Annotated in this window: 26 protein-coding genes and 1 tRNA gene; 20 read left to right on the top strand and 7 right to left on the bottom strand. The window is 59.0% G+C overall.

Going from position 1 to position 24,463, the window contains the following annotated elements:
- Positions 1 to 788 precede the first annotated feature (788 nt).
- The gene (locus tag AC1Q6Y_RS04120; protein WP_057713514.1) at positions 789 to 1,214 is read left to right on the top strand and encodes an HIT domain-containing protein; all 426 of its coding nucleotides are present in this window, start codon (positions 789 to 791) and stop codon (positions 1,212 to 1,214) included.
- A gap of 3 nt (positions 1,215 to 1,217) precedes the next feature.
- Complete coding sequence (locus tag AC1Q6Y_RS04115) at positions 1,218 to 1,424, top strand: SlyX family protein (protein ID WP_008052459.1); 207 nt, start codon at positions 1,218 to 1,220, stop codon at positions 1,422 to 1,424.
- 64 nt (positions 1,425 to 1,488) lie between these two features.
- On the opposite strand, the gene AC1Q6Y_RS04110 is transcribed toward AC1Q6Y_RS04115, so the two are convergent.
- A complete protein-coding gene (locus AC1Q6Y_RS04110; protein WP_057713515.1) occupies positions 1,489 to 2,091 on the bottom strand; it encodes a cold-shock protein in 603 nt (200 codons plus the stop codon).
- A gap of 513 nt (positions 2,092 to 2,604) precedes the next feature.
- Here AC1Q6Y_RS04110 and AC1Q6Y_RS04105 point away from each other — a divergent pair.
- The 18 genes from AC1Q6Y_RS04105 (at position 2,605) to nadA (ending at position 17,035) form a co-directional block, all read left to right on the top strand.
- Positions 2,605 to 2,940: a ribbon-helix-helix domain-containing protein gene (locus tag AC1Q6Y_RS04105; protein WP_492624067.1), complete on the top strand. Its 336-nt coding sequence runs from the start codon at positions 2,605 to 2,607 to the stop codon at positions 2,938 to 2,940.
- 136 nt (positions 2,941 to 3,076) lie between these two features.
- On the top strand, positions 3,077 to 3,298 hold the full coding sequence (locus AC1Q6Y_RS04100; RefSeq protein WP_032829812.1) for an FmdB family zinc ribbon protein: 222 nt from the start codon (positions 3,077 to 3,079) through the stop codon (positions 3,296 to 3,298).
- A gap of 119 nt (positions 3,299 to 3,417) precedes the next feature.
- Positions 3,418 to 5,193: an aspartate--tRNA ligase gene (gene aspS, locus AC1Q6Y_RS04095; RefSeq protein ID WP_007995642.1), complete on the top strand. Its 1,776-nt coding sequence runs from the start codon at positions 3,418 to 3,420 to the stop codon at positions 5,191 to 5,193.
- Between the two features lie 129 nt (positions 5,194 to 5,322).
- Positions 5,323 to 6,069, top strand: coding sequence for a YebC/PmpR family DNA-binding transcriptional regulator (locus tag AC1Q6Y_RS04090; protein ID WP_007995641.1), 747 nt, complete (start codon positions 5,323 to 5,325; stop codon positions 6,067 to 6,069).
- Between the two features lie 158 nt (positions 6,070 to 6,227).
- Positions 6,228 to 6,752: a crossover junction endodeoxyribonuclease RuvC gene (ruvC, locus tag AC1Q6Y_RS04085; RefSeq protein ID WP_008015799.1), complete on the top strand. Its 525-nt coding sequence runs from the start codon at positions 6,228 to 6,230 to the stop codon at positions 6,750 to 6,752.
- A 113-nt stretch (positions 6,753 to 6,865) separates the two neighbouring features.
- Complete coding sequence (gene ruvA, locus AC1Q6Y_RS04080) at positions 6,866 to 7,474, top strand: Holliday junction branch migration protein RuvA (protein ID WP_008052450.1); 609 nt, start codon at positions 6,866 to 6,868, stop codon at positions 7,472 to 7,474.
- Positions 7,475 to 8,536 (top strand): Holliday junction branch migration DNA helicase RuvB, encoded by a 1,062-nt coding sequence (gene ruvB, locus AC1Q6Y_RS04075; RefSeq protein ID WP_057713517.1) that lies wholly within the window; start codon positions 7,475 to 7,477, stop codon positions 8,534 to 8,536.
- A 127-nt stretch (positions 8,537 to 8,663) separates the two neighbouring features.
- Positions 8,664 to 9,131: a tol-pal system-associated acyl-CoA thioesterase gene (gene ybgC / locus AC1Q6Y_RS04070; protein WP_057713518.1), complete on the top strand. Its 468-nt coding sequence runs from the start codon at positions 8,664 to 8,666 to the stop codon at positions 9,129 to 9,131.
- Positions 9,121 to 9,816: a protein TolQ gene (gene tolQ / locus AC1Q6Y_RS04065; protein ID WP_007897030.1), complete on the top strand. Its 696-nt coding sequence runs from the start codon at positions 9,121 to 9,123 to the stop codon at positions 9,814 to 9,816. The genes ybgC and tolQ overlap by 11 nt, the downstream gene beginning before the upstream one ends.
- Before the next feature lie 23 nt (positions 9,817 to 9,839).
- Entirely contained in the window at positions 9,840 to 10,292 is a 453-nt protein-coding gene (tolR, locus tag AC1Q6Y_RS04060; protein WP_162135951.1) for a protein TolR, read from the top strand.
- Positions 10,292 to 11,371 carry a cell envelope integrity protein TolA gene (gene tolA, locus AC1Q6Y_RS04055; protein ID WP_056726036.1) on the top strand — a complete coding sequence of 360 codons (1,080 nt, stop codon included), beginning with the start codon at positions 10,292 to 10,294 and terminating at the stop codon, positions 11,369 to 11,371. Before tolR ends, tolA begins: the two co-directional genes overlap by 1 nt.
- Positions 11,372 to 11,388: 17 nt before the next feature.
- The gene (gene tolB / locus AC1Q6Y_RS04050) at positions 11,389 to 12,669 is read left to right on the top strand and encodes a Tol-Pal system beta propeller repeat protein TolB (protein ID WP_167362903.1); all 1,281 of its coding nucleotides are present in this window, start codon (positions 11,389 to 11,391) and stop codon (positions 12,667 to 12,669) included.
- Between the two features lie 52 nt (positions 12,670 to 12,721).
- A complete protein-coding gene (pal, locus tag AC1Q6Y_RS04045; RefSeq protein ID WP_003178634.1) occupies positions 12,722 to 13,219 on the top strand; it encodes a peptidoglycan-associated lipoprotein Pal in 498 nt (165 codons plus the stop codon).
- Positions 13,220 to 13,225: 6 nt separating this feature from the next.
- Positions 13,226 to 14,059 carry a tol-pal system protein YbgF gene (gene ybgF, locus AC1Q6Y_RS04040; protein WP_057713519.1) on the top strand — a complete coding sequence of 278 codons (834 nt, stop codon included), beginning with the start codon at positions 13,226 to 13,228 and terminating at the stop codon, positions 14,057 to 14,059.
- A 166-nt stretch (positions 14,060 to 14,225) separates the two neighbouring features.
- Complete coding sequence (gene queE, locus AC1Q6Y_RS04035) at positions 14,226 to 14,873, top strand: 7-carboxy-7-deazaguanine synthase QueE (RefSeq protein ID WP_007995628.1); 648 nt, start codon at positions 14,226 to 14,228, stop codon at positions 14,871 to 14,873.
- 1 nt (position 14,874) lies between these two features.
- Positions 14,875 to 15,567 carry a 7-cyano-7-deazaguanine synthase QueC gene (gene queC, locus AC1Q6Y_RS04030; RefSeq protein ID WP_090457445.1) on the top strand — a complete coding sequence of 231 codons (693 nt, stop codon included), beginning with the start codon at positions 14,875 to 14,877 and terminating at the stop codon, positions 15,565 to 15,567.
- Positions 15,568 to 15,630: 63 nt separating this feature from the next.
- Positions 15,631 to 15,706 (top strand) — tRNA-Lys (locus AC1Q6Y_RS04025).
- A 270-nt stretch (positions 15,707 to 15,976) separates the two neighbouring features.
- The gene (gene nadA / locus AC1Q6Y_RS04020) at positions 15,977 to 17,035 is read left to right on the top strand and encodes a quinolinate synthase NadA (RefSeq protein ID WP_007995624.1); all 1,059 of its coding nucleotides are present in this window, start codon (positions 15,977 to 15,979) and stop codon (positions 17,033 to 17,035) included.
- A 136-nt stretch (positions 17,036 to 17,171) separates the two neighbouring features.
- Here the strand turns inward: nadA and AC1Q6Y_RS04015 are convergent, their stop codons facing one another.
- The 6 genes from AC1Q6Y_RS04015 to gcvH all read right to left on the bottom strand — a co-directional run bounded on the left by AC1Q6Y_RS04015 (position 17,172) and on the right by gcvH (position 24,359).
- Positions 17,172 to 17,660 carry an RDD family protein gene (locus AC1Q6Y_RS04015; protein WP_057713522.1) on the bottom strand — a complete coding sequence of 163 codons (489 nt, stop codon included), beginning with the start codon at positions 17,658 to 17,660 and terminating at the stop codon, positions 17,172 to 17,174.
- Positions 17,661 to 17,754: 94 nt separating this feature from the next.
- Complete coding sequence (locus tag AC1Q6Y_RS04010) at positions 17,755 to 17,967, bottom strand: cold-shock protein (RefSeq protein WP_007977299.1); 213 nt, start codon at positions 17,965 to 17,967, stop codon at positions 17,755 to 17,757.
- A gap of 402 nt (positions 17,968 to 18,369) precedes the next feature.
- Positions 18,370 to 19,494 (bottom strand): glycine cleavage system aminomethyltransferase GcvT, encoded by a 1,125-nt coding sequence (gene gcvT / locus AC1Q6Y_RS04005; RefSeq protein WP_492624066.1) that lies wholly within the window; start codon positions 19,492 to 19,494, stop codon positions 18,370 to 18,372.
- Positions 19,495 to 19,530: 36 nt separating this feature from the next.
- Positions 19,531 to 20,907: an L-serine ammonia-lyase gene (locus AC1Q6Y_RS04000; RefSeq protein WP_340313158.1), complete on the bottom strand. Its 1,377-nt coding sequence runs from the start codon at positions 20,905 to 20,907 to the stop codon at positions 19,531 to 19,533.
- Between the two features lie 204 nt (positions 20,908 to 21,111).
- Complete coding sequence (gene gcvP, locus AC1Q6Y_RS03995) at positions 21,112 to 23,964, bottom strand: aminomethyl-transferring glycine dehydrogenase (protein ID WP_492624065.1); 2,853 nt, start codon at positions 23,962 to 23,964, stop codon at positions 21,112 to 21,114.
- An 11-nt stretch (positions 23,965 to 23,975) separates the two neighbouring features.
- Entirely contained in the window at positions 23,976 to 24,359 is a 384-nt protein-coding gene (gene gcvH, locus AC1Q6Y_RS03990; protein WP_007996035.1) for a glycine cleavage system protein GcvH, read from the bottom strand.
- Positions 24,360 to 24,463 lie beyond the last annotated feature (104 nt).

The raw sequence follows: 24,463 nt of genomic DNA, 5'->3' as shown, positions 1-24,463 counted from the left end.
CGCATCTAACCTTTCGCCTTCTTTACGACCCTGTCGCAAACAGCGTGGTAGATGTCGCAAATTTCCAGCTCCGACGCAACCGGGCGGACAACTTTAATGCTGTTTTTTGCGCCTTGTCGTCGGTAAAAAGAGTCCTGGTGAAACGTTTGAATCTCCATCGGGCTACCTTGCCACTGTTTTTTTTGCCTGAGGGCCTCCGCTTCCAGCGGGTGCGACTCGGGCGATGTTGGGTATGAATGCAACAAGCGTGCACAAAATCGTGTTTTTTCACGATTATTTTATAATTGACTGCCAGGTGCTGTAAAAACCTCATAAAACCGGGGGGTTCAAGCGCTTTTAGTTTGGGCTTGACGCCTTGCCTGACATCATGTTTCGGCCTTCTGGTCGACAGTCTGGCAACCAAAAATGTTACCGGTTCACCCCACCACTGAGTAAATGGCGGATGTCGAAGCGTTCAGCGTAGACCCACTGTGCGGTTTTGGTGCAAAAAATTTTAGCCCTGTACTGAATTCATCTCTGTTGGCCGCTTGCCTGTAGCGAACTTTTCCTTGTTGATCAGTCATTTCGGCGTTTGTTGCCTGTCGTTCGGTTCTGTAAGGGTGCGCGGCAGCGAAAATTGTCCCATTCGGGGGCGGCTGTCAGCTTTCCACTGGCGCTCGTGGCTTCGATGCAAGGTTCGCCGTGAAGCCTGCGCCGTTCGCAGGTATGCTGCCGTCCGGTCGCTTGGTGCGCTGTCCCTCTGGATGGGCGCTAAGCTGAAAAATGATGGCCCGGCGGGAGTACGCGCAGTGTTCACTTTAGATCCACGACTTCAACAAGACACGTTACCGATCGGGGACTTTCCGCTCTGCCGGTTGCTGCTGTCCAACGATTCGAACTATCCCTGGTTCATCCTGGTACCTCGTCGCGAGGCTATCAGCGAGATATTTCAGTTAGATGTCCTAGAGCAACAACAGCTTTGGCAGGAAACAACAGTGCTGTCGCAAGTGCTCAAGGACGCGTTCGATGCGGACAAGTTGAATGTGGCGGCGCTGGGCAATGTCGTGAGTCAGTTGCACATGCATGTGATTGTGCGCAAGCGCGAAGATGCCGCCTGGCCAGCGCCGGTTTGGGGTAAGCATCCGGCGAAACCCTACAGTTCGGAGCAGATCGCCGCGATTCGCGAACGTTTGCGCTTGATTTTGACCGATGAATTTACGTTTCTGGAGGGCTGAAGCATGAGCCTGGAAGAGCGCGTTACCGAGCTTGAAAGCCGTCTGGCGTTTCAGGATGACACCATCCAGGCGTTGAACGATGTGCTGGTGGCGCAGCAGCGGGTGGTCGAGCGCCTGCAGCTGCAAATGGCTGCGCTGCTCAAACGGCAGGAGGAAATGGTCGGGCAGTTCGAGTCATTCGAAGAAGAGGCGCCGCCGCCGCACTATTAAGAGCGTCGCAGGCATGAAAAAACCGCGGACAGCTCAGCTGTGCGCGGTTTTTTTTAGCCTTGAATCAGCGGCGCGGCAGTGCGGCGATCACATCTTCGGCTTGTAGGCCCTTGTCACGATTCATGACGGAGAACTCCACGCGCTGGCCTTCGACCAGGACACGGTGGCCTTCGCCGCGAATGGCCCGGAAGTGGACGAAGATATCGTCACCGGAGTCGCGGGAGATAAAGCCGAAGCCTTTGGATGTGTTGAACCACTTGACGGTGCCGGTATCGCGGTTGCTCATGTCGTAGCTTGGCGAGGTGGCGGCTGGTGACGACTTGTAGAAGCTGATGCCCAGGTGCAGGGTAACGGCGATCAGGGCTGCGACCAGGCTGAACAGTACAGCGGGTTGACCGGCGATGACGGGCATCGGTGCGATCAGCGTCAGGGTCTGCAGGACCACGCTCAGAACCAGCAGGGCGCTGACCAGGTTTTGCAGTTGGTGACGCGGGCCTTTGTTCCAGTAAGGGATGACAGGCGCAAGTGTGAGGTTGAGCAGGCCGAAAAAGGCCAGGTACAGCGCGTCGGGTTGTTGCAGGTAAGGTAAGGCTTCGGATTGCAGGCTAGGGATGAAGGACAGCAGCAAGGCCGCTGCGCCTATCAACAGATGGACGATTTTCAACATTTTGATTAACTCACGTTAAGACAGCTCACAAGGAAGAGCTGATGGCGCACGGTTCGCTTCAAGATAATAAAGAGGCGTTGGACACGTGCCCGGTATCAGCCTATGCGCCGAGCCCGGTAAAAATGGGCGCTGGCGACACGCTGTCTATTTAACAGCAAAGCCGCAGGCTACTCAAATCAGCGCGTCCGGCGGCACTTTTTGGGGGGGATTTGCCACGGGTTGCCCGAAGTTCCGGGGCTGCGGCACAACGGCGGGTTTTGTCAGGCACCTTGAAGTGTTGTTCGCGCTCTTCTTTCCTACGCCATTCCATTAGGTGCTTCTGAAGGGGGTATCGCTTCGCTGCGTGGGAAAATGTCCGGAGTAGGACGCTCTCCGGGGTCTGCCAAACGTTGTTGGCTTATCCTACGTCGAGGGTCATAAAGTCGGCTGGAAAAGACCTTTGTATCTGCGTTTTTATAAGTCGACAGACAGTTGCGCTTAAAGAAACCAGGATGGCAAGGGAGTGTCAGCGTTATGGTTTATGAAAGGCAGGAAGAGGGGCGATACGGTTCGCACAAGGATGTAAAGGTTGATCCGTTTGTTCGCGAGTTCGATATGGGGCTGGCGCAGCCCTTGTCCCGCTCCGTGCGATTGAATGGCTTCGCCACCTGTTTGCGGCTCGAGCAGGTTTATTGGGGTATTTTGGGGGGGATGGCCCGGGTCAATGGTTGCTCGGTCAACAACCTGTTGTCTCATGTGGATCGCGAAGTTCATTTGCGTCACGGCGGGGTAAGGAACTTCAGTGGGTTGGTGCGGGTTGTCTGTGTCGTGCACAGTCTCAAGGAAGGGGGTTGCATCGCCACGGCCTAGTCTGGGCGGCGAAAACAGCAGAGTGTCGGTCTGTGCAGTCTTACGGCTGCACAGGCCGCATTTAATGGATATAATCCCGCTCTTTGCCGCAAAACCCTGCGTTCGCGGTAGCAATCTGATCGCCGAGACAACCTCCATGCCGATGTACGATTATCAATGTGCTTCCTGTGGTCATCAGTTGGAAGCCATTCAAAAGATCAGCGATGCACCGCTGGTCGACTGCCCTGCCTGTCAGGCGCCAGAGCTTAAAAAGTTGCTGTCCATGCCGGGCTTCCGCCTCAGCGGCACGGGTTGGTACGAAACCGATTTCAAGACCGGTTCCAAGAAGAACCTGGCCGGCGGCGACAAAGCTGACTAAGGTCTGGAACCTGAGTTGAACGACACGCGTGCTCTTGCATCACCCGACGACTTTTTAAAAGGCGGGGCTGCTGTAGGATCTCCACCGAATTTCGAATTACGAGAAGTGAAACCACGACCATGATGCGCAGCCATTATTGCGGCCAACTGAACGAAAGCCTGGACGGCCAGGAAATTACCCTTTGCGGATGGGTCCACCGTCGCCGTGACCACGGTGGGGTGATTTTCCTCGATATCCGTGATCGTGATGGTCTGGCCCAGGTCGTGTTCGATCCTGACCGTGCTGAAACCTTCGCCGCTGCCGATCGCGTGCGCAGCGAGTACGTCGTGAAGATCACCGGCAAGGTTCGCCTGCGTCCGGCCGGCGCGACCAACGCCAACATGGCGTCGGGCATGATCGAAGTCCTGGGCTACGAGCTGGAAGTGCTGAACGAGTCGGAAACCCCGCCGTTCCCGCTGAACGAGTTCTCCGACGTCGGCGAAGAAACCCGCCTGCGCTATCGCTTCCTCGACCTGCGTCGCCCGGAAATGGCCGAGAAGCTGCGTCTGCGCTCGCGCATGACCACCAGCATCCGCCGCTTCCTGGACGAGAACGGCTTCCTCGACGTCGAGACGCCGATCCTGACCCGTGCCACCCCGGAAGGCGCACGCGACTACCTGGTGCCGAGCCGTACTCATGCCGGTTCGTTCTTCGCCTTGCCGCAATCGCCGCAGCTGTTCAAGCAACTGCTGATGGTGGCCGGCTTCGACCGTTACTACCAGATCGCCAAGTGCTTCCGTGACGAAGACCTGCGTGCCGACCGTCAGCCGGAATTCACCCAGATCGACATCGAGACCAGCTTCCTCGATGAAAAAGAGATCATGGGCCTGACCGAGCAAATGATCCGCAACTTGTTCAAGGAAGTGCTGGGCCTGGAATTCGGCGAGTTCCCGCACATGACCTTCGAAGAAGCCATGCGCCGCTACGGTTCCGACAAGCCAGACCTGCGTAACCCGCTGGAACTGGTGGACGTGGCCGATCAGCTCAAGGAAGTCGACTTCAAGGTGTTCAGCGGCCCGGCCAACGACCCGAAATGCCGTATCGCCGCCTTGCGCGTACCTGGCGGGGCGAGCATGCCGCGCAAGCAGATCGACGACTACACCAAGTTCGTCGGCATCTACGGTGCCAAGGGCCTGGCGTACATCAAGGTCAACGAGCGTGCCAAGGGCGTTGAAGGCCTGCAGTCGCCAATCGTGAAGAACATCCCTGAAGACAACCTCAACGTGATCCTCGATCGCGTCGGTGCGGTCGACGGCGATATCGTGTTCTTCGGCGCCGACAAGGCGAAGATCGTCAGCGAAGCCCTGGGCGCGCTGCGGATCAAGCTCGGCCACGACCTGGACCTGCTGACCTGCAAGTGGGCACCAATGTGGGTCGTCGACTTCCCGATGTTTGAAGAAAACGACGACGGCAGCTTCACCGCCTTGCACCACCCGTTCACCGCGCCGAAGTGCACCCCGCAAGAGCTGGAGGCCAACCCGGCTGGCGCTCTGTCCCGTGCCTACGACATGGTATTGAACGGTACCGAACTGGGTGGCGGTTCGATCCGTATCCACCGTAAAGAGATGCAGCAGTCGGTGTTCCGTCTGTTGGGCATCAACGAAGCGGAACAGGAAGAGAAATTCGGCTTCCTGCTCGATGCCCTGAAATACGGCGCGCCACCGCACGGTGGCCTGGCCTTCGGTCTGGACCGTCTGGTCATGCTGATGACCGGCGCCCAGTCGATCCGTGAAGTGATCGCCTTCCCGAAAACCCAGAGCGCGGCGGATGTCATGACTCAGGCGCCGGGCCAGGTGGATGCCAAGGCATTGCGCGAACTGCACATTCGTCTGCGCGAAACGCCTAAGGCCGAGTAAGGCTGACCTGAAGGGCGCATCTGTGGATGCGCCCTTTCCTTTATAGGCAGAGCAGTTCAAGATTTTTGTTTGCCGGCCGGCGCAATGCAGCGCGGCGGGCAATGTTTCAAAGAGAATTCGGAGCGAGTTATGGCAGGTCATTCCAAGTGGGCGAACATCAAGCACCGCAAAGAACGTCAGGATGCCAAGAGGGGCAAGATCTTCACCAAGTGGATTCGTGAGCTGACCGTCGCTGCCCGTCAGGGTGGTGGTGATCCAGGCTCCAATCCGCGTCTGCGCCTGGCCCTGGACAAGGCCCTGGGTGCGAACATGAGCCGCGACATCATCGATCGTGCCGTCGCCCGCGGAACCGGCGCTGCCGACACGGACGACGTGGTCGAACTGACCTACGAAGGTTACGGTCCGGGCGGCGTGGCGGTGATGGTCGAATGCATGACCGACAACCGTAATCGCACCGCAGCCGCTGTTCGTCACGCGTTCAGCAAGTGCGGTGGCAACCTGGGGACTGACGGTTCGGTGGCCTATCTGTTCGAGCGCAAGGGGCAGATCTCCTTCGCTGCCGGCGTTGACGAAGACGCACTGATGGAAGCCGCCATGGAAGCCGACGCCGATGACGTGGTGACCAACGAAGACGGTTCGATCGACGTTTTCACCTCGTTTGCCGGATTCTATTCCGTGCGTAACGCACTGGAAGCGGCGGGCTTCAAGGGTGACGACGCTGAAATCGTCATGTTGCCGACCACCAGCGCCGAGCTCGATCTGGAAGGCGCCGAGAAAGTCCTCAAGCTGATCGACATGCTCGAAGACCTGGATGACGTGCAAAACGTCTATTCCAACGCGGAGATTCCGGAGTCGGTGGCCGCGCAGCTCGGTTGAGAGCGCCGTCTTTGTAGGAGCGAGCTTGCTCGCGATAAACCTGAGAGCGACGCTGATTTCAAACGTTGCGTTATCGTTAAGGTCCATCGCGAGCGAGCTCGCTCCTACAGCGTGCGGTGTTCTGGCCGACGCGTTATTTCAATTTATCCGCAGGCGTTATGACTTTAATTCTTGGTATCGACCCCGGTTCGCGCATCACCGGTTACGGTGTGGTTCGCGATACCGGCCGTGGCTGTGAGTACGTCGCCTCCGGTTGTATCCGCACCGGTGCCGGCGAGCTGCATGAGCGGCTGCAGATTGTCTACCGCGGGGTGCGGGAGATCATTCAGACTTACCACCCGGTGACCATGGGGATCGAAAAGGTGTTCATGGCCCGTAACGCCGATTCCGCCCTGAAACTGGGGCAGGCCCGTGGTGCCGCGATCGTGGCGGGAGCCGAGGAAAGCCTGGAAATTGCCGAATACACTGCAACCCAGGTCAAGCAGGCGGTCGTCGGCACCGGTGCGGCCAACAAGGAACAGGTGCAGATGATGGTCATGCACATGCTCAAACTCACCAGCAAACCGCAGATCGATGCTTCGGATGCCCTGGCCATTGCCATCTGCCACGCTCATACCCGTTCCAGTCTGTTGCCCCATGGTCTGGGAGCTGCACGCAGTCGTGGCGGGCGCCTGCGTCTCTGATAGCATCAGCAATCATTTTCATGGAGTGAGGGTATTCCGCCTGTGTTGTCGGCGGTATTCCTCGCTCTATCAGTCGCTGGCCATGAGCTGGCCAACGCTCAAGGATTTGTAACGTGATTGGACGTTTGCGCGGCACCCTGGCTGAGAAGCAGCCTCCCCATCTGATCCTGGATGTAAATGGCCTGGGCTATGAACTTGAAGTGCCCATGACGACCCTTTACCGCTTGCCGTCGGTCGGTGAGCCGCTAACCTTGCACACGCATTTGGTCGTGCGCGAAGACGCACAGTTACTCTATGGTTTTGTCGGCAAGCGTGAACGCGACTTTTTTCGCGAATTGATCCGTCTCAATGGCGTCGGGCCGAAACTGGCCCTGGCCTTGATGTCGAGCCTGGAAGTCGACGAACTGGTTCGTTGTGTACAGTCACAGGACACGTCGGCGCTGACCAAGGTCCCGGGCGTCGGCAAGAAAACCGCCGAGCGTTTGCTGGTGGAACTCAAGGATCGCTTCAAGGCCTGGGAAACCGTACCGGCCATGTTCGCCCTGGTGCCGAACCAGCCGGATGGTCCGGCTCCGGTGAACACTGCCGAGACTGACGCCGTCAGCGCCTTGATTTCCCTGGGCTACAAGCCCCAGGAAGCGAGCAAGGCAGTGTCTGCGATCAAGGAGAAAGATTTGAGCAGTGAAGACATGATCCGCCGCGCCTTGAAGGGAATGATCTAAGTGATTGAAGCTGATCGTCTGATCGCTGCCACGCACAGTCCGCGTGAGCGCGAAGAAGTCCAGGACCGAGCCATTCGCCCGGTCAGCCTGGCCGAATATATTGGCCAACCGACCGTTCGCGAGCAGATGGAGTTGTTCATTCAGGCTGCGCGCGGTCGTAATGAATCCCTGGATCACACGCTGATCTTCGGGCCGCCCGGCCTGGGCAAGACCACCCTCGCCAACATCATCGCCCAAGAAATGGGCGTATCGATCAAGAGCACCTCGGGGCCGGTGCTGGAGCGCCCCGGTGACCTGGCGGCGCTGTTGACCAACCTTGAACCCCACGATGTGCTGTTTATCGACGAGATCCATCGCCTGTCGCCCATCGTTGAAGAGGTGCTGTACCCGGCCATGGAGGATTTCCAGCTCGACATCATGATCGGCGAAGGTCCGGCCGCGCGTTCGATCAAGCTGGATCTGCCGCCGTTCACGCTGGTCGGCGCAACGACGCGGGCGGGGATGCTCACCAACCCGTTGCGTGACCGTTTCGGCATCGTTCAGCGTCTTGAGTTCTACAACAACGCCGATTTGTCGACGATTGTCAGTCGTTCGGCGAGTATCCTCGGTTTGCCGCTGGACCCGGAAGGCGCCTTCGAAATCGCCCGCCGTGCCCGTGGCACGCCACGGATCGCCAACCGGCTGCTGCGCCGGGTGCGTGATTTCGCCGAAGTTCGCGCCAAGGGGCATATCACCAAGCCGATTGCCGACCTGGCGCTGAACCTGCTGGACGTCGACGAACGTGGCTTCGATCACCAGGACCGGCGTCTGTTGTTGACCATGATCGAGAAATTCGACGGCGGGCCAGTCGGGGTCGACAGCCTGGCCGCCGCCATCAGTGAAGAGCGTCACACCATCGAAGACGTGCTGGAGCCTTACCTGATCCAGCAGGGTTACATCATGCGCACGCCACGGGGGCGGGTGGTGACGCGGCATGCCTACCTGCATTTCGGCTTAAACATTCCGTCACGATTGGGCGAAATGCCCGTGGTAGACGAGTTTCTTGAAGCCGCTGACGATTAATTAACATTGCGTGCTGATTTTTTCGGGCAATGTAGGGTCCCAGGACCGTACTTTCACGTGAAAGCCGCAGAACAATGAAAAACAGTTGCCATGCCGGATTGGCAACCTGAGGAGTAAGCACTAGAGTATGCGCGCGCAAAACGGGCTTGAGCCTTTCGCACATCGTTGTCGCGTTTATTACGAGGACACCGATGCGGGCGGCATCGTGTATTACGTTAATTACCTCAAGTTTATGGAACGGGCTCGAACCGAGCGGCTACGAGATCTGGGCTTTGCCCAATCGCAGCTGGCAGGGGAGGACCTGTTGTTCGTCGTGCATTCCAGCGAAGCGCGCTACCACGCGCCGGCGCGACTGGATGACGAACTGTTGGTAAGCGCTGAAGTAATCGAATTGAACCGTGCCAGCCTGCGCTTCAAGCAGCAGGTCAGGCGAGCAACGGATAACGCACTGCTCTGCGAAGGGCAGTTTCTGGTGGCCTGTGTGCGCACTGAAAGTTTAAAACCCCGGGCCATTCCCGAAGCTTTACGAGCGGCCTTTGCCGACGTGAGCGGCGCGGGTACACACTCAAAGCAGGAGATAAAGCGTGGAAGCTAACGTCGTCGACCATTCCTCCATGTGGAGCCTGGTCAGCAATGCCAGTATCGTGGTGCAACTGGTAATGCTGATCCTGGTAGCCGCATCGGTGACCTCGTGGATCATGATCTTTCAGCGCAGCAACCTGCTGCGCGCCGGTCGACGTGCCCTGGAGAGCTTTGAAGAGCGCTTCTGGTCAGGTATCGACCTGTCCAAGCTGTACCGTCAGGCCGGCAGCAATCCGGACCCTGATTCGGGTGTCGAACAAATCTTCCGTGCCGGTTTCAAGGAATTCTCCCGTCTGCGCCAGCAGTCAGGCGTTGACCCGGAAGCGGTCATGGAAGGCGTGGCGCGTGCCATGCGCGTTGCCATTTCCCGCGAAGAAGAAAAGCTTGAGCAGAGCCTGCCCTTCCTGGCCACCGTTGGTTCCGTCAGCCCGTACATCGGTCTGTTCGGCACCGTCTGGGGGATCATGAACTCCTTCCGTGGCCTGGCAACCGCCCAGCAAGCGACCCTGGCCACTGTGGCCCCGGGTATTGCCGAAGCACTGATCGCCACGGCCATCGGTCTGTTCGCTGCCATTCCAGCTGTTATCGCTTACAACCGTTTTGCTGCGCGCAGTGAAACCCTGCTGGGCCGCTACTACACCTTCGCCGACGAGTTCCAGGCGATCCTGCACCGCAAAGTGCACACCAGCGAAGAATAAGCAGGTAATTTCCAATGGCTTTAATCGCTCGAGCTCGCAAAAAGCGCAAGCCGGTCGCCGAGATGAACGTAGTGCCTTACATCGACGTGATGTTGGTACTGCTGGTCATCTTCATGGTGACCGCGCCGATGCTCAATCAGGGCGTGAAAGTTGATCTGCCCAAGGTTTCCAGCGAAGCCTTGCCGCAGGACAACAACACCCAGGTCCTGACCATTTCCATCAAATCCGACAAGACCTACTACTGGAACCTTGGTAGCGAAGTCGACACCGAAAAGCAGCAGGATCGGGCCATGACCCTGCCGCAGATGACTGACGCGGTGACCAAGATCATTCGCGTCGGTAACGAAGGCGGCAAGCGTACCCAGGTCTTCATTCGCGGCGACAAGAGTGTCGATTACGGCTCCGTAATGGGCGCCATGGGCGGGTTGCAGAAAGCCGGGGTCGGTAATGTTGGCTTGATTACCGAGGCGCCCTGATGCAGCAACAGCGAGAGCCGTCCGCCTCGGAAAGCTACTTCTGGCCTAGTGTCTGGGCGATTGGCTTGCACGTGCTGGTGTTCGGCATGCTGTTCGTCAGCTTTGCCTTTACCCCGGAACTGCCGCCGGCCAAGCCGATTGTCCAGGCGACCTTGTACCAGCTGAAATCGAAAAGTCGGGCGACCACCCAGACCAATCAGAAGATTGCCGGTGAGGCGCAGAAATCTGCTGCGCGTCAGACCGAAGTCGAGCAGATGGAACAGAAAAAGGTCGAGCAGGAAGCGGTGAAGGCTGCGGAACAAAAGAAAGAAGAGGCTGCTCAAAAGGCCGAAGAAGCCAAGAAGGCCGACGAGGCGAAGAAAGCGGACGAGGCGAAAAAGGCTGATGAAGCCAAGAAAGCCGACGATGCGAAGAAAACCGCGGAAGCCAAGAAGGCAGAAGAGAAACAATTGGCTGATATAGCCAAGAAGAAAGCTGAAGAAGAAGCCAAGAAAGCTGCGGAAGAAGAGGCCAAGAAAGCGGCCGCTGAAGAAGCCAAGAAAAAGATCGTCGAAGACGCGAAGAAGAAAGCCGCGGAAGACGCCAAGAAGAAAGCTGAAGCTGAAGAGGCGAAGAAGAAAGTCGCCGAGGAAGCGAAGAAGAAAGCTGCTGCCGATGCTGCGAAGAAGAAATCGCAGGATGCGGCGCGTAAATCCGCCGAAGACAAAAAGGCCCAGGCCCTGGCAGATTTGCTTTCAGACACGCCGCAGCGTCAACAGGCCTTGGCCGATGAGCAGGGCGACGAAGTCGCCGGCAGTTTCGATGACCTGATTCGTGCGCGTGCAGCGGAAGGCTGGGCTCGTCCACCTTCAGCACGCAAAGGCATGACGGTCGTGTTGCAAATCGGCATGTTGCCGGACGGTACGGTGACTTCGGTCAGCGTGTCCAAGTCCAGTGGCGACGGTCCGTTTGACGCATCGGCTGTTGCAGCGGTGAAGAATATTGGACGTTTGACAGAAATGCAGGGAATGAAGCCGAGTGATTTCGCTCCGTATCGTTCATTCAAGATGACATTCACACCTGAGGATCTAGCCTTGTGAGAAACCTTCTTCGAGGAATGCTGGTCGTTATCTGCTGCATGGCAGGGATGGCGATGGCAGATGAGAAAAACATTCTGGTTACCAGCGGCAGCGATCGAGCGACCCCGATCGCAGTCGTGCCGTTCGGCTTCCAGGGCGGTAGCGTACTGCCGGACGACATGGCGGAAATCATCGGTAACGACCTGCGCAACTCGGGTTACTACTCGCCGCTTCCAAAGCAGAACATGATCAGCCAGCCGAGCCAGGCCAGCGAAATCATCTTCCGTGACTTCAAGGCGCTGGGTGCCCAGTACGTCATGGTCGGCAGCATTGTGCCGGCGGGCGGTCGCCTGCAGGTGCAATACGCACTGTTCAACGTGGCCACCGAGCAGCAAGTGCTGACCGGCAGCGTGTCCGGCGGCGTCGATCAGTTGCGCGACATGGCGCACTACATCTCCGACCAGTCGTTCGAAAAACTCACGGGTATCAAGGGTGCCTTCTCGACTCGCCTGCTGTACGTAACGGCCGAGCGTTTCTCCGAGAACAACACTCGCTACACCCTGCAACGTTCGGACTACGACGGTGCTCGCGCCGTGACCCTGCTGCAGTCGCGCGAGCCGATCCTGTCGCCGCGTTTCGCACCGGATGGCAAGCGCATCGCTTATGTCTCCTTCGAGCAGAAGCGTCCACGCATCTTCATGCAGAACATCGACACCGGTCGCCGTGAGCAGATCACCAACTTCGAAGGCCTGAACGGTGCGCCAGCCTGGTCACCGGATGGCAATCGCCTGGCGTTCGTACTGTCGAAAGACGGCAACCCGGACATCTACGTGATGAACCTGGGTTCGCGTCAGATCAGCCGCGTCACCAACGGTCCTGGCATCAACACCGAACCGTTCTGGGGCAAGGATGGCTCGACCATCTACTTCACTTCCGACCGTGGCGGCAAACCGCAGATCTACAAGACCAGTGCCGGTGGTGGCGGTGCCGAACGCGTGACTTTCGTCGGTAACTACAACGCCAACCCTAAACTGTCGGCTGATGAAAAGACGCTTGTCATGATTCACCGTCAGGATGGCTTCACCAATTTCAAGGTGGCGGCCCAGGATTTGCAGCGCGGTAGTGTAAAAATCCTCACTGATAGCACTCTGGACGAGTCGCCTACTGTTGCGCCCAACGGCACCATGGTAATCTACGCCACCCGCCAGCAGGGCCGGGGAGTCTTGATGCTCGTGTCCATCAATGGACGCGTAAGGCTCCCGCTTCCTACCGCACAAGGCGAAGTCAGAGAACCTTCCTGGTCCCCTTACCTGAACTGACGCGGCGCTATACGTTGTACTTAACACACTGGGGTTCATTAGGAGTTTCACGATGGAAATGCTGAAGTTTGGTAAATTTGCTGCGCTGGCACTGGCCATGGCTGTAGCTGTAGGTTGCTCGTCCAAAGGCGGCGACAATGCCGGTGAAGGCGCGGTAGATCCAAACGCTGGTTACGGCGCAAACACTGGTGCAGTTGACGGCTCCCTGAGCGAAGAAGCTGCTCTGCGCGCTATCACCACTTTCTACTTCGAATACGACAGCTCGGACCTGAAGCCAGAAGCCATGCGCGCTCTGGACGTTCACGCCAAAGACCTGAAAGCAAACGGCGCTCGCGTTGTTCTGGAAGGCAACACCGACGAACGTGGTACTCGTGAGTACAACATGGCACTGGGCGAGCGTCGTGCGAAAGCCGTTCAGCGCTACCTGGTACTGCAAGGTGTTTCCCCAGCTCAGCTGGAACTGGTTTCCTACGGCGAAGAGCGTCCAGTTGCTACCGGCAACGACGAGCAGTCCTGGGCTCAAAACCGTCGCGTCGAACTGCGTAAGTAATTCGTCATGCGAACGTGCCGTCGTGCTGTAACTGTTCTGGCTCTCAGCCTCGCGCCGCTTGCGGTGTGGGCTGCGGTTCCTGTGGTCGATAACGACTCCGGCTATAACAATAGCGGGAGCAGTTATCCGCCTGCAGGTTACGGTACGAACGGCGCCTATGCCGGGGGAGGGGTTTCGGCCCCTGTCTCGGCACAGGGCGAGCTGTTCAACCAACTGCAATCAATGCAGCAACAGATCGAGCGCCAGCAAGGTGCGATTGAAGTTCTGCAAAATGATGTAGCGCGCATGAAGCAGGAAAACCTGGAGCGATATCAGGATCTTGATCGGCGCATAGGAACCGGCGTTGCACCAGCCGCGACTCCTGAAAATTCTTCCACCGGTGGCGATTTGAACGCCCCCGGTGCAGCAGCTGGTGCAGGGGCAGCTGCCGCCCAGGCACCGGCCGCAGGTAGCGAACCGGCGGATCCGGCGAAGGAAAAGCTCTACTACGATGCTGCCTTCGACCTGATCAAAGCCAAGGATTTCGACAAGGCCAGTCAGGCTTTTGCCGCATTCCTGCGCAAATACCCGAACAGCCAGTACGCGGGCAACGCCCAATACTGGTTGGGCGAAGTGAACCTGGCCAAAGGCGATCTGCAAGGCGCAGGTCAGGCATTTGCCAAGGTTTCGCAGTTGTATCCCAAGCACGCCAAAGTGCCGGACTCGCTGTACAAGCTCGCTGATGTAGAGCGCCGCTTGGGGCATACCGACCGAGTCAAAGGCATTCTGCAGCAGGTGGTTTCCCAATATCCGGGCACTTCCGCCGCTCAGTTGGCCCAGCGCGATCTGCAAAAAATGTAAGCCTGCTTGACCCGTTTCAAAGAAACCCGCGCTTGTCGCGGGTTTTTTCGTTAGAATTCACGCCCTTTTTATGAAACACGCTTTTGGGGGCCTGCGCTTTGCCGGGGTTCCTTCAAGTGCCTGACGGAGGCGGACAGCCTGTTTAGCTGTTACGCCCGTGGCGACTATGCAAGACACATTGAGAATCACCGAAGTTTTCTACTCGTTGCAGGGTGAAACGCGGACTGCTGGCCTGCCCACTGTTTTTGTGCGCCTGACCGGTTGCCCTCTGCGTTGCCAATACTGCGACAGCGCCTACGCGTTCACCGGCGGGACCATTCGCACGCTCGACGACATCCTCGAGCAGGTCGCAGGATTTCGCCCGCGTTACGTCTGCGTCACGGGCGGCGAGCCCCTGGCACAGCCCAACGCCATTCCCTTGCTCAAGCGCTTGTGTGACGCCGGTTACGAAGTGTCACTGGAAACCAGTGGCTCCATCGATATCTCGGCAGTAGATTCCCGGGTCAGTCGCGTTGTCGACCTGAAAACCCCGGGTTCGAAGGAAGCACACCGCAACCGCTACGAAAACATCGAGCTGCTCACGCCCAACGATCAGGTGAAGTTTGTCATCTGCTCGCGAGAGGACTATGACTGGTCCGTTTCCAAGCTGATCCAATACGGTCTGGACCAGCGCGCCGGTGAAGTCCTGTTCTCGCCAAGTCACCATGATCTCAATGCCCGGGATCTGGCGGACTGGGTGGTGGCAGACAACCTGCCAGTGCGTTTGCAATTGCAGCTGCATAAATATCTATGGAATGACGAGCCGGGGCGCTGAAATGACTGAACAACTCAATACTGCTGAAAAACGTGCGGTCATCCTGCTGTCCGGTGGCCTGGACTCGGCGACCGTCGTGGCCATGGCGCGCGCCGAAGGCTACAGCTGCTACACCATGAGCTTCGACTACGGCCAGCGCTCTCACGCCGAACTGTACGCCGCCGAGCGTGTGGCGCGGGACCTGGGTGTGGTCGAGCACAAGGTGATCGGCCTGAACCTGAACGGCATGGGCGGCTCGGCCCTGACCGACAGCAGTATCGATATTCCAGAGGAGCTCGGTGAAGGCATTCCCGTGACTTACGTGCCTGCGCGTAACACGGTGTTCCTGTCCCTGGCCCTGGGCTGGGCAGAAGTACTCGGCGCACGGGACATCTTCATCGGCGTCAACGCCGTGGATTACTCCGGTTACCCGGACTGCCGTCCCGAGTTCATCGAGTCGTTCGAGCGCATGGCCAACCTGGCAACCAAAGCCGGTGTTGAAGGCAATGGCTTCCGTATTCAGGCACCGCTGCAAAACCTCAGCAAGGCGCAGATCGTCCAGGCGGGCGTGAAGCTTGGCGTGAACTACGGGCTGACCGTTTCCTGCTATCAGGCCGACGATGAAGGCCGTGCGTGCGGCAAGTGCGACAGCTGCCGACTGCGTGCGGAAGGCTTTGCAGCGGCCGGAATCAGCGATCCAACCCCTTATTTTTGATTTATTTCAAAATAGGTGTTGAATAGTCCTTAAAAATCAGTATTATACGCGCCACCACACAGCGGGTCGTTAGCTCAGTTGGTAGAGCAGTTGGCTTTTAACCAATTGGTCGTAGGTTCGAATCCCACACGACCCACCATTTTTGGCGGTTTAGAAAATCCGGAAGGCCCACGCAAGTGAGGATTTCCGGGTTTTTTTTTGCCCGCGATTCAGGTCCGCCTCGTTGCGGGCTGCTGCCCATGACGCAGATCAGAATCACCTTTTGCATCCATCGGATATTCTGTAGCCTTGCGCAGCTTCAACGCTGTCCGTGCCTGATGAATACTCACTTTCCCGGCGGTACCCCGTAGGGTCCGGAGCCGGGTGTATACTCGACTTTCGCGCGAATGCGCCTGCAGGTCTTGCGAACATGACGCAAATTTCCGAACGCCTTCTGGTTCAAGCCCACCTCGACGCCAAACAGCCCAAGCCGCTGACTGCCGATGAAGAGGCTTATTACCGTGCTGCCATCGCTGCCGAGCTCAAAGCTCAGGACGCGGTGCTGGTGGCCCACTTCTATTGTGACCCTGTCATTCAGGCGCTGGCCGAAGAGACGGGCGGTTGTGTTTCCGACTCGTTGGAAATGGCCCGTTTCGGCAACGCCCATCCGGCCAAGACCGTGGTCGTCGCCGGCGTGAAGTTCATGGGTGAGACTGCCAAGATCCTCAACCCGGAAAAACGCGTGCTGATGCCGACGCTCGAAGCGACCTGTTCGCTCGACCTGGGTTGCCCTGTGGACGAGTTTTCCGCGTTCTGCGATCAGCACCCGGAGCGCACGGTGGTGGTGTACGCCAACACTTCGGCTGCGGTAAAGGCCCGAGCGGATTGGGTGGTGACTTCAAGCTGTGCGCTGGAGATCGTCGAAAGCCTGATGGACAACGGCGAGACCATCATCTGGGGCCCGGACAAGCACCTGGGGACCTACATCCAGCGCCAGACCGGTGCCGACATGCTGCTGTGGGACGGTGCCTGCATCGTTCACGAAGAGTTCAAGTCCAAGCAGCTTGAAGACATGAAGGCGCTGTACCCGGATGCGGCGATTCTGGTGCACCCGGAGTCGCCGACCTCGGTGATCGAACTGGCGGACGCCGTGGGCTCCACCAGTCAGTTGATCGCGGCGGCACAGAGCCTGCCGAACAAGACGCTGATCGTTGCGACCGACCGCGGCATTTTCTACAAGATGCAGCAGTTGTGCCCGGACAAGGTCTTTATCGAAGCCCCAACGGCGGGTAACGGCGCGGCGTGCCGCAGTTGTGCACATTGCCCGTGGATGGCCATGAACACCCTTGAGCGCACGCTCAAGGCGTTGAAGGAAGGGGCGAACGAGATCTTTGTCGATCCGGCACTGATCCCGCAGGCGATCCGGCCGCTCAAGCGCATGCTCGATTTCACCCAGGCGGCGCGGATGAAGCTGGCCGGTAACGCCTGAGATCTTTCAACCAGGCCCAAAAAAACTGTGGGAGCGAGCTTGCTCGCGATGGCGGTGTATCAGTCACCATTGAAGTTGACTGACACCACGCCATCGCGAGCAAGCTCGCTCCCACAGTGGTTTCTGCGTCGGGAAATTATTTGGTCTTCTTCGGAATCCGCACCAGTTCGGTATTGGAGTAGATGTCATGCCAGCTGCGTTTCTGTTTGTCGAACAGCGACCAGAAGAATCCCAGGCCAACACACAGCAACGAAGCAATCGACACCACAAAGCGCAGCAGCGCCTGCCACAGGCTGATGGACGAGCCATCGGCATTCTGAACGCGGATGCACCAGACCTGCATGCCCAGGGTCTGACCGGACCAGGTCCAGAATTTGGCGAAGAAGCCGAACAGTACGAACAGCAGGACCGTAGAGAGCAGGGGGTCGCCGTCCAGCGCCCCGGCTTCGGTAAGGGTGCGCATCCTTTCTTCGCCGATGATCGCCATCTGGATCATCTTGTAGATGCCGCTGGTGACGATCAGCAGGGCGGTGCACAGCAGGAAATCATAGAACATGGCTGCCAGGCGACGACCCAGGCCAGCGGCAGGAAAGTCGCCCTGGGGGGTAAGCAGGTGTTTCGACATGGCAGGCTCTCGGCGAAAAAGAAGCCATTTTACGGATTTACGCGCACAAAAAAGCCCCTGATGTCAGCATCAGGGGCTTTTTCGTTACAGAAGATTAGGCTTCTGCTTGTACTTCGTCAGCCTGCATGCCTTTCTGGCCCTGCACGGCGATGAAAGTCACTTTCTGGCCTTCTTTCAGGCTCTTGAAGCCGTTGCCCTGGATGGCGCGGAAATGCACGAACAGATCCGGACCGCTTTCAGGAGTGATAAAACCAAAACCTTTCTCGTCGTTAAACCACTTGACGGTACCGCTCTGACGTTGGGACATTTCTTATTTCCTTTGACGCAAAAATTAATGACAGTCTCCTTCTCATGAAAGAGTACTGGGGCTGGTTGCAGGAGAGTAAGAAGACGTCGAACGGGATGTAGCTAACTTGTAGGCTACTGCCCAGGTCACGATTCCAAGCGACCCATGCAAACACAGTGAACAAACTCTACGCCAACTACGGGAGAAAAAACAAGCCCCGTGTAGGCCCCGTATTTCCTCAGGTTGATGGCAAAGTAAGTCCACTAGTGGGGCCTTATTCACTAACCTTGTTCAATTGTTTTCGATCGTTATAAGCAAAGTTCATAATCGAAGCTTATAGCCAAACAATGCACTATTTTATGGCGGTTGCGTTACACATTAGTGCGCCGTTAACGCAACCGCGTTACTTATAGGAACATTCAATCAGCCGCGATAGTAGCGCTGTGGAACAAATGGCATTTTGCTTACAAGCAAAGGCACCTTTTTCCCACGAACGATCGCCCAGACCGGTGTGTCCAGTGCGATGTAAGCGCTGTCGACGTAACCCATGGCTAGCGGGCCGCCCAGGGTTGGCCCGAAACCACCGCTGCAGACGCTGCCGATGATGTCACCGGCTTCGTTGACGATCTCGGCGCCTTCGCGCACGGGTGTGCGTTCCTGTGGTAGCAGACCTACACGTTTGCGGCTCACGCCTGCCTGTTGCTGGGCGAATACGGTTTCGGCGCCAGGGAAGCCGCCGGCCCGTGCGCCATCAGCGCGACGTGGCTTGGAGATCGCCCACAGCAGGCTCGCTTCGATCGGGGTGGTGTCGGTGTTCATGTCGTGGCCGTACAGGCACAAACCCGCTTCCAGGCGCAGGGAGTCGCGGGCGCCCAGGCCGATGGCGGCCACTTCGGCTTCAGCGAGCAGGGCGCGAGCCAGGGCTTCGGCGTTGGTGGCGGGTACGGAAATTTCGAAACCGTCTTCACCGGTGTAACCCGAACGGCTGACAAAGCAGTCCACGCCCAGCAGCTTCACGCGGGCGAACTGCATGAAAGTCATCTTCGCCACTTCAGGGGCCAGACGTGCAAGCACGGTCACTGCAGCCGGGCCTTGCAGGGCGAGCAGGGCGCGCTCTTCGAACAGCGGTTCGATCGTGCACTGGTCGCTAATGTGCTTGCGCAGGTGTGCCAGGTCCTGGTCCTTGCAGGCGGCGTTGACCACCAGGAACAGTTCGTCATTACCCAGGTTGGCGACCATCAGGTCATCGAGGATGCCGCCCGTCGCATTGGTGAACATCGCGTAGCGCTGCATGCCCACTGGCAGGTCGATGATGTCCACTGGCACCAGGGTTTCCAGGGCCTTGGCGGCATTGGCGCCGGTCAGGCGAATCTGGCCCATGTGCGAGACATCGAACAACCCCGCCTGGTCGCGGGTGTGCTGGTGTTCTTTCATCACGCCCAGCGGGTACTGCACGGGCATGTCGTAGCCGGCGAAGGGCACCATGCGGGCGCCGAGTTCGATGTGCAGTGCGTGCAACGGAGTTTTCAACAGTTGTTCGGTGGACATATTCAGCTCCTGAAAAAGGGTGCAGATGAGCGCGCATCAGCACTCGATAATGTTGACCGCCAAACCGCCACGGGCGGTTTCCTTGTATTTGCTTTTCATGTCGGCGCCGGTCTGGCGCATGGTGCGGATGACCTTGTCGAGGGAGACGAAGTGTTGTCCATCGCCGCGCAGCGCCATGCGCACCGCATTGATGGCTTTGACCGAGCCCATGGCGTTGCGCTCGATGCAAGGCACTTGCACCAGCCCGCCAATCGGGTCGCAGGTCAATCCGAGGTTGTGTTCCATGCCGATTTCCGCGGCGTTTTCCACTTGCTGCACGCTGCCGCCGAGTACTTCGCACAAGGCACCGGCGGCCATCGAGCAGGCGACGCCGACTTCACCCTGACAGCCGACTTCGGCGCCGGAGATCGAGGCGTTTTCCTTGTACAGAATGCCGATGGCCGCGGCGGTCAGCAGGAATCGCACCACGCCGTCGTCATTGGAGCCCGGGATAAAGCGCATGTAGTAGTGCAATACCGCTGGAATGATCCCCGCTGCACCATTGGTGGGTGCCGTTACGACGCGCCCACCGTTGGCGTTCTCCTCGTTGACGGCCAGGGCGTAGAGGTTGACCCAGTCCAGCACCGACAGGGGATCGCGCAACGACGATTCCGGGTTCTTGCACAATTGCCGATGCAGTGCGGCGGCCCGGCGCTTGACCTTCAGCCCGCCGGGCAGGATGCCTTCGTTGCGGCATCCGGCGGCGACGCAGTCCTGCATCACTTGCCAGATTTTCAGCAGGCCGGCGCGGGTTTCCGCTTCCGGACGCCAGGCGCTTTCGTTGGTCAACATCACCTGGCTGATGGACAGCCCGTATTTGACGCAATGACCGAGAAGATCCTTGGCGCTTTTGAACGGAAAGGTCAGGGGTGTGGCGTCTTCGACGATGCGGTCGGCGCCGGCGGCGTCCTCATCGACCACAAAACCGCCGCCGACCGAGTAGTACTCGCGGCTGCGGATCTGCAGGCCCGCGGCGTCGAAGGCGCGGAAAATCATGCCATTGGGGTGATAGGCCAACGGTTTGCGAATCATCGCCAGGTGTTCTTTCTCGTTGAACGCAATGCTGTGTTCGCCGAGCAGGTTCAAGCGGCCGTTGCCGCGAATCTCTTGCAGGCGCGCGGTGACGGTCTCTGTATCCACGGTGTCCGGGTGTTCGCCTTCCAGGCCGAGCAGCACAGCCTTGTCACTGCCGTGGCCTTTGCCGGTGGCACCAAGCGAACCATACAGCTCGACTTTGACGCAGGTGGTGGCTTCAAGCAGGTTTTCGCGGCGCAAACCTTCGGCGAAGCGCGCAGCGGCACGCATCGGGCCGACGGTGTGGGAACTGGAGGGGCCGATGCCAATCTTGAACAGGTCGAACACGCTTAACGACATGGTGGTTCTCCGGTTTCTTGTTATAGGAATTCACGGAACATAAGACTTGGCACAGATCCCTGTGGGAGCGAGCTTGCTCGCGATAGCGGTCGTTCAGTCGACATCGATGGTGGCTGTCAGTCCGTCATCGCGAGCAAGCTCGCTCCCACAGGGTTGTGGGGTGTTCTGGAAATTGGGGGCGGATCAATCCGCCCCCTCATTGGTTTAAGCGTAGCTTTCGATCGACGGGCAGGCGCAGACCAGGTTGCGGTCGCCAAACACGTTGTCGACGCGACCGACCGGTGGCCAGTACTTGCCTTCGATCAGCGACGCAACCGGGTAAACCGCTTGTTCACGGCTGTACGGGTGCGACCACTCGCCAACCAGTTCCTTGGCGGTGTGCGGCGCGTTTTTCAGCGGGTTGTCGTCCTTGTCCAGCGTGCCATTTTCCACTGCGCGGATTTCTTCGCGGATGCGGATCATGGCGTCGCAGAAGCGGTCCAGTTCTTCCTTGGATTCGCTTTCGGTCGGCTCGATCATCAGCGTGCCTGCCACCGGGAACGACATGGTCGGCGCGTGGAAGCCGAAGTCGATCAGACGCTTGGCGACGTCATCGACACTGATGCCGCTGCTGTCTTTCAGTGGGCGCAGGTCGAGGATGCACTCGTGCGCCACCAGGCCGTTGCTGCCGGTGTACAGCACTGGATAGTGCTCTTCCAGGCGACGGGAGATGTAGTTGGCATTGAGGATCGCCAGCTGCGAAGCACGCTTGAGGCCCGCGCCACCCATCATACGAATGTACATCCAGGTGATCGGCAGGATGCTCGCGCTGCCGAACGGTGCCGCGCAAACGGCGCCTTCCTTGCGCTCCATCTGTGCGTGGCCCGGCAGGAATGGCGCCAGGTGCGACTTCACGCCGATCGGGCCGACGCCCGGGCCGCCACCACCGTGGGGAATGCAGAAGGTCTTGTGCAGGTTCAGGTGCGAAACGTCGCCGCCGAACTTGCCCGGGGCACAGAGGCCGACCATGGCGTTCATGTTGGCGCCGTCGATGTACACCTGGCCGCCGTTGTCATGAATGATGCCGCAGATTTCGCGGATCCCTTCTTCGAACACGCCGTGGGTCGACGGGTAGGTGATCATCAGCGCGGCGAGGTGTTCGCGGTGCTCGATGGCCTTGGCGCGCAGGTCTTCGATGTCGACGTTGCCACGGGCATCGCACGCGGTGACGACCACGCGCATGCCGGCCATTTGTGCGGTGGCCGGGTTGGTGCCGTGGGCCGACGACGGGATCAGGCAGATGTCGCGACGGTCTTCGCCACGGCTCTGGTGGTAGGCACGGATCGCCAGCAGACCTGCGTATTCACCCTGGGAGCCGGCGTTCGGTTGCAGGGACACCGAGTCATAACCGGTGGCAGCGCAGAGCATCGCTTCCAGCTCGTCGGTCAGTTGCTGGTAGCCAGCGCTTTGCTCGGCCGGGGCGAACGGGTGCAGGGCACCGAACTCGGCCCAGGTCACCGGGATCATTTCGCTGGCGGCGTTGAGTTTCATGGTGCACGAACCCAGCGGGATCATGGTGCGGTCCAGCGCCAGGTCCTTGTCCGCCAGTTTGCGCAGGTAGCGCATCAGCTCGGTTTCCGAGTGATAGCGGTTGAACACCGGGTGGCTGAGGATCGGTGACTGACGCACCAGCGTGGCCGGGATGGCGCTCTGCACCGAGGCGGCGAGGGCGGCGAAGTCCGGCAGGGCCTTGCCGTCGGACAGCAGGCTCCACAGGGTTTCAACGTCGGCCTGAGTGGTGGTTTCGTCCAGGGACAGGCCCAGGCGCTCACCATCGACCACGCGCAGATTGATGCGCTGGGCGTGTGCCTTGTCGTGCAGGGCGGCGGTTTGCGCGCCGGCCTTCACCGTCAGGGTGTCGAAGAAGCTCGCCTGCTCGACGCTCAGGCCCAGTGCGCTCAAGCCTTTGGCCAGGATTGCAGTCAGGTGATGCACGCGATTGGCGATTTGCGTCAGGCCTTTTGGGCCGTGGTACACGGCATACATGCTGGCGATGTTGGCCAGCAGTACTTGCGCGGTGCAGATGTTGCTGGTGGCTTTCTCGCGACGGATGTGTTGCTCGCGGGTCTGCATGGCCAGGCGCAGGGCCGGGTTGCCGAAACGGTCTACGGAAACACCGACCAGGCGGCCCGGCATGTCACGCTTGAACGCGTCCTTGGTGGAGAAGTACGCCGCGTGTGGGCCACCGAAGCCCAGCGGCACGCCGAAGCGCTGTGCACTGCCGATGGCCACGTCGGCGCCGAATTCGCCCGGCGCGGTCAGCACGGTCAGGGCCAGCAGGTCGGCAGCCACGGCTACCAGGGCGTTGGCGGCGTGGAAGCGTTCGGTCAGCTCGCGGTAATCGAACACGTCACCGTTGCTTGCCGGGTATTGCAGCAGAGCGCCGAAGAACGGCGTCACGTCGCTCAGTTCACGCTCGTCGCCCACCACCACGTCGATGCCCAGAGGCTCGGCACGGGTGCGCAGTACGTCGAGGGTCTGCGGGTGGCAATGCACGGAGGCGAAGAAAGCGTGGCTGCTTTTGTTCTTGCTCAGGCGTTTGCAGAAGGTCATGGCTTCGGCAGCGGCGGTGGCTTCGTCGAGCAAGGAAGCGTTGGCGATCGGCAGGCCGGTGAGGTCGCTGATCAGGGTCTGGAAGTTCAGCAGCGCTTCGAGACGGCCTTGGGAAATTTCTGGCTGGTATGGGGTGTAGGCGGTGTACCAGGCCGGGTTTTCCAGCAGGTTGCGCAGGATCGGCGACGGCGTGTGGGTGCCGTAGTAGCCCTGGCCGATGTAGGTCTTGAACAGCTGGTTTTTAGTCGCGATGGACTTGATCAAGGCCAGGGCATCGGCTTCGCTCAAGCCATCTTCCAGGCCGAGGACGCTGGTGCCCTTGATGCTGTCGGGAATCACGCTGGCGCTCAGGGCTTCCAGGGAGTCGAAACCGAGGCTGTTGAGCATGGCTTGCTCGTCACCGGCGCGCGGGCCGATGTGACGGGCGATGAATTCGTTGGCGGTAGTCAAATTGATCTGGGTCATGTCGGTGCTCCTCAGGCTTCGGCTTGGGCTTTGATCAGGCGGTCGTAGGCGTCCTGATCCAGCAGTTGGCCGACAGCGGCGGCGTCGCTTGGTTTGAAACGGAAGAACCAGCCTTCGCCCAGCGGATCTTCGTTGACCAGTTCCGGGCTGCTGTCGAGCGCCGGGTTCACTTCCAGCACTTCGCCGTCCAGCGGCATGTACACGCCGCTTGCAGCCTTTACCGATTCCACGGTGGCGGCTTCGGCGCCTTTGTCGTAGGACTGCAGCTCAGGCAGTTGAACGAAAACCACGTCGCCCAGGGCGTTCTGTGCGAAAGCGGTGATGCCGACCGTGACGCTGCCGTCAGCTTCGGTGCGCAGCCATTCGTGATCTTCAGTAAAACGCAACTCGCTCATGGAAACTCCTAAGGGGCCAGACTCGTCTGGTGGACGCGATTGAAGGCTTGGGCATTGCCCAGGTTATGCAGGACTACATAGCAAGAACGCGGCCAACGTTGTTT

Source organism: Pseudomonas sp. GW823-FHT06E10, from assembly GCF_058794995.1.
Note: the sequence above shows the minus strand (reverse complement) of the source record. Positions and strands in the feature narration are given on the sequence as shown.

Bases quoted from the DNA above. Each gene is read 5' to 3' on its own strand.
- tolA (WP_056726036.1), top strand. From the start codon at position 10,292: ATGCAGCAACAGCGAGAGCCGTCCGCCTCGGAAAGCTACTTCTGGCCT.
- ruvC (WP_008015799.1), top strand. From the start codon at position 6,228: ATGACTTTAATTCTTGGTATCGACCCCGGTTCGCGCATCACCGGTTAC.
- AC1Q6Y_RS04100 (WP_032829812.1), top strand. From the start codon at position 3,077: ATGCCGATGTACGATTATCAATGTGCTTCCTGTGGTCATCAGTTGGAA.
- queC (WP_090457445.1), top strand. From the start codon at position 14,875: ATGACTGAACAACTCAATACTGCTGAAAAACGTGCGGTCATCCTGCTG.
- AC1Q6Y_RS04000 (WP_340313158.1), bottom strand. From the start codon at position 20,907: ATGTCGTTAAGCGTGTTCGACCTGTTCAAGATTGGCATCGGCCCCTCC.
- gcvP (WP_492624065.1), bottom strand. From the start codon at position 23,964: ATGACCCAGATCAATTTGACTACCGCCAACGAATTCATCGCCCGTCAC.
- nadA (WP_007995624.1), top strand. From the start codon at position 15,977: ATGACGCAAATTTCCGAACGCCTTCTGGTTCAAGCCCACCTCGACGCC.
- gcvH (WP_007996035.1), bottom strand. From the start codon at position 24,359: ATGAGCGAGTTGCGTTTTACTGAAGATCACGAATGGCTGCGCACCGAA.
- AC1Q6Y_RS04105 (WP_492624067.1), top strand. From the start codon at position 2,605: ATGGTTTATGAAAGGCAGGAAGAGGGGCGATACGGTTCGCACAAGGAT.
- AC1Q6Y_RS04010 (WP_007977299.1), bottom strand. From the start codon at position 17,967: ATGTCCCAACGTCAGAGCGGTACCGTCAAGTGGTTTAACGACGAGAAA.
- queE (WP_007995628.1), top strand. From the start codon at position 14,226: ATGCAAGACACATTGAGAATCACCGAAGTTTTCTACTCGTTGCAGGGT.
- AC1Q6Y_RS04115 (WP_008052459.1), top strand. From the start codon at position 1,218: ATGAGCCTGGAAGAGCGCGTTACCGAGCTTGAAAGCCGTCTGGCGTTT.
- pal (WP_003178634.1), top strand. From the start codon at position 12,722: ATGGAAATGCTGAAGTTTGGTAAATTTGCTGCGCTGGCACTGGCCATG.
- AC1Q6Y_RS04110 (WP_057713515.1), bottom strand. From the start codon at position 2,091: ATGTTGAAAATCGTCCATCTGTTGATAGGCGCAGCGGCCTTGCTGCTG.
- AC1Q6Y_RS04015 (WP_057713522.1), bottom strand. From the start codon at position 17,660: ATGTCGAAACACCTGCTTACCCCCCAGGGCGACTTTCCTGCCGCTGGC.
- AC1Q6Y_RS04090 (WP_007995641.1), top strand. From the start codon at position 5,323: ATGGCAGGTCATTCCAAGTGGGCGAACATCAAGCACCGCAAAGAACGT.
- tolB (WP_167362903.1), top strand. From the start codon at position 11,389: ATGCTGGTCGTTATCTGCTGCATGGCAGGGATGGCGATGGCAGATGAG.
- aspS (WP_007995642.1), top strand. From the start codon at position 3,418: ATGATGCGCAGCCATTATTGCGGCCAACTGAACGAAAGCCTGGACGGC.
- ybgF (WP_057713519.1), top strand. From the start codon at position 13,226: ATGCGAACGTGCCGTCGTGCTGTAACTGTTCTGGCTCTCAGCCTCGCG.
- gcvT (WP_492624066.1), bottom strand. From the start codon at position 19,494: ATGTCCACCGAACAACTGTTGAAAACTCCGTTGCACGCACTGCACATC.
- ybgC (WP_057713518.1), top strand. From the start codon at position 8,664: ATGCGCGCGCAAAACGGGCTTGAGCCTTTCGCACATCGTTGTCGCGTT.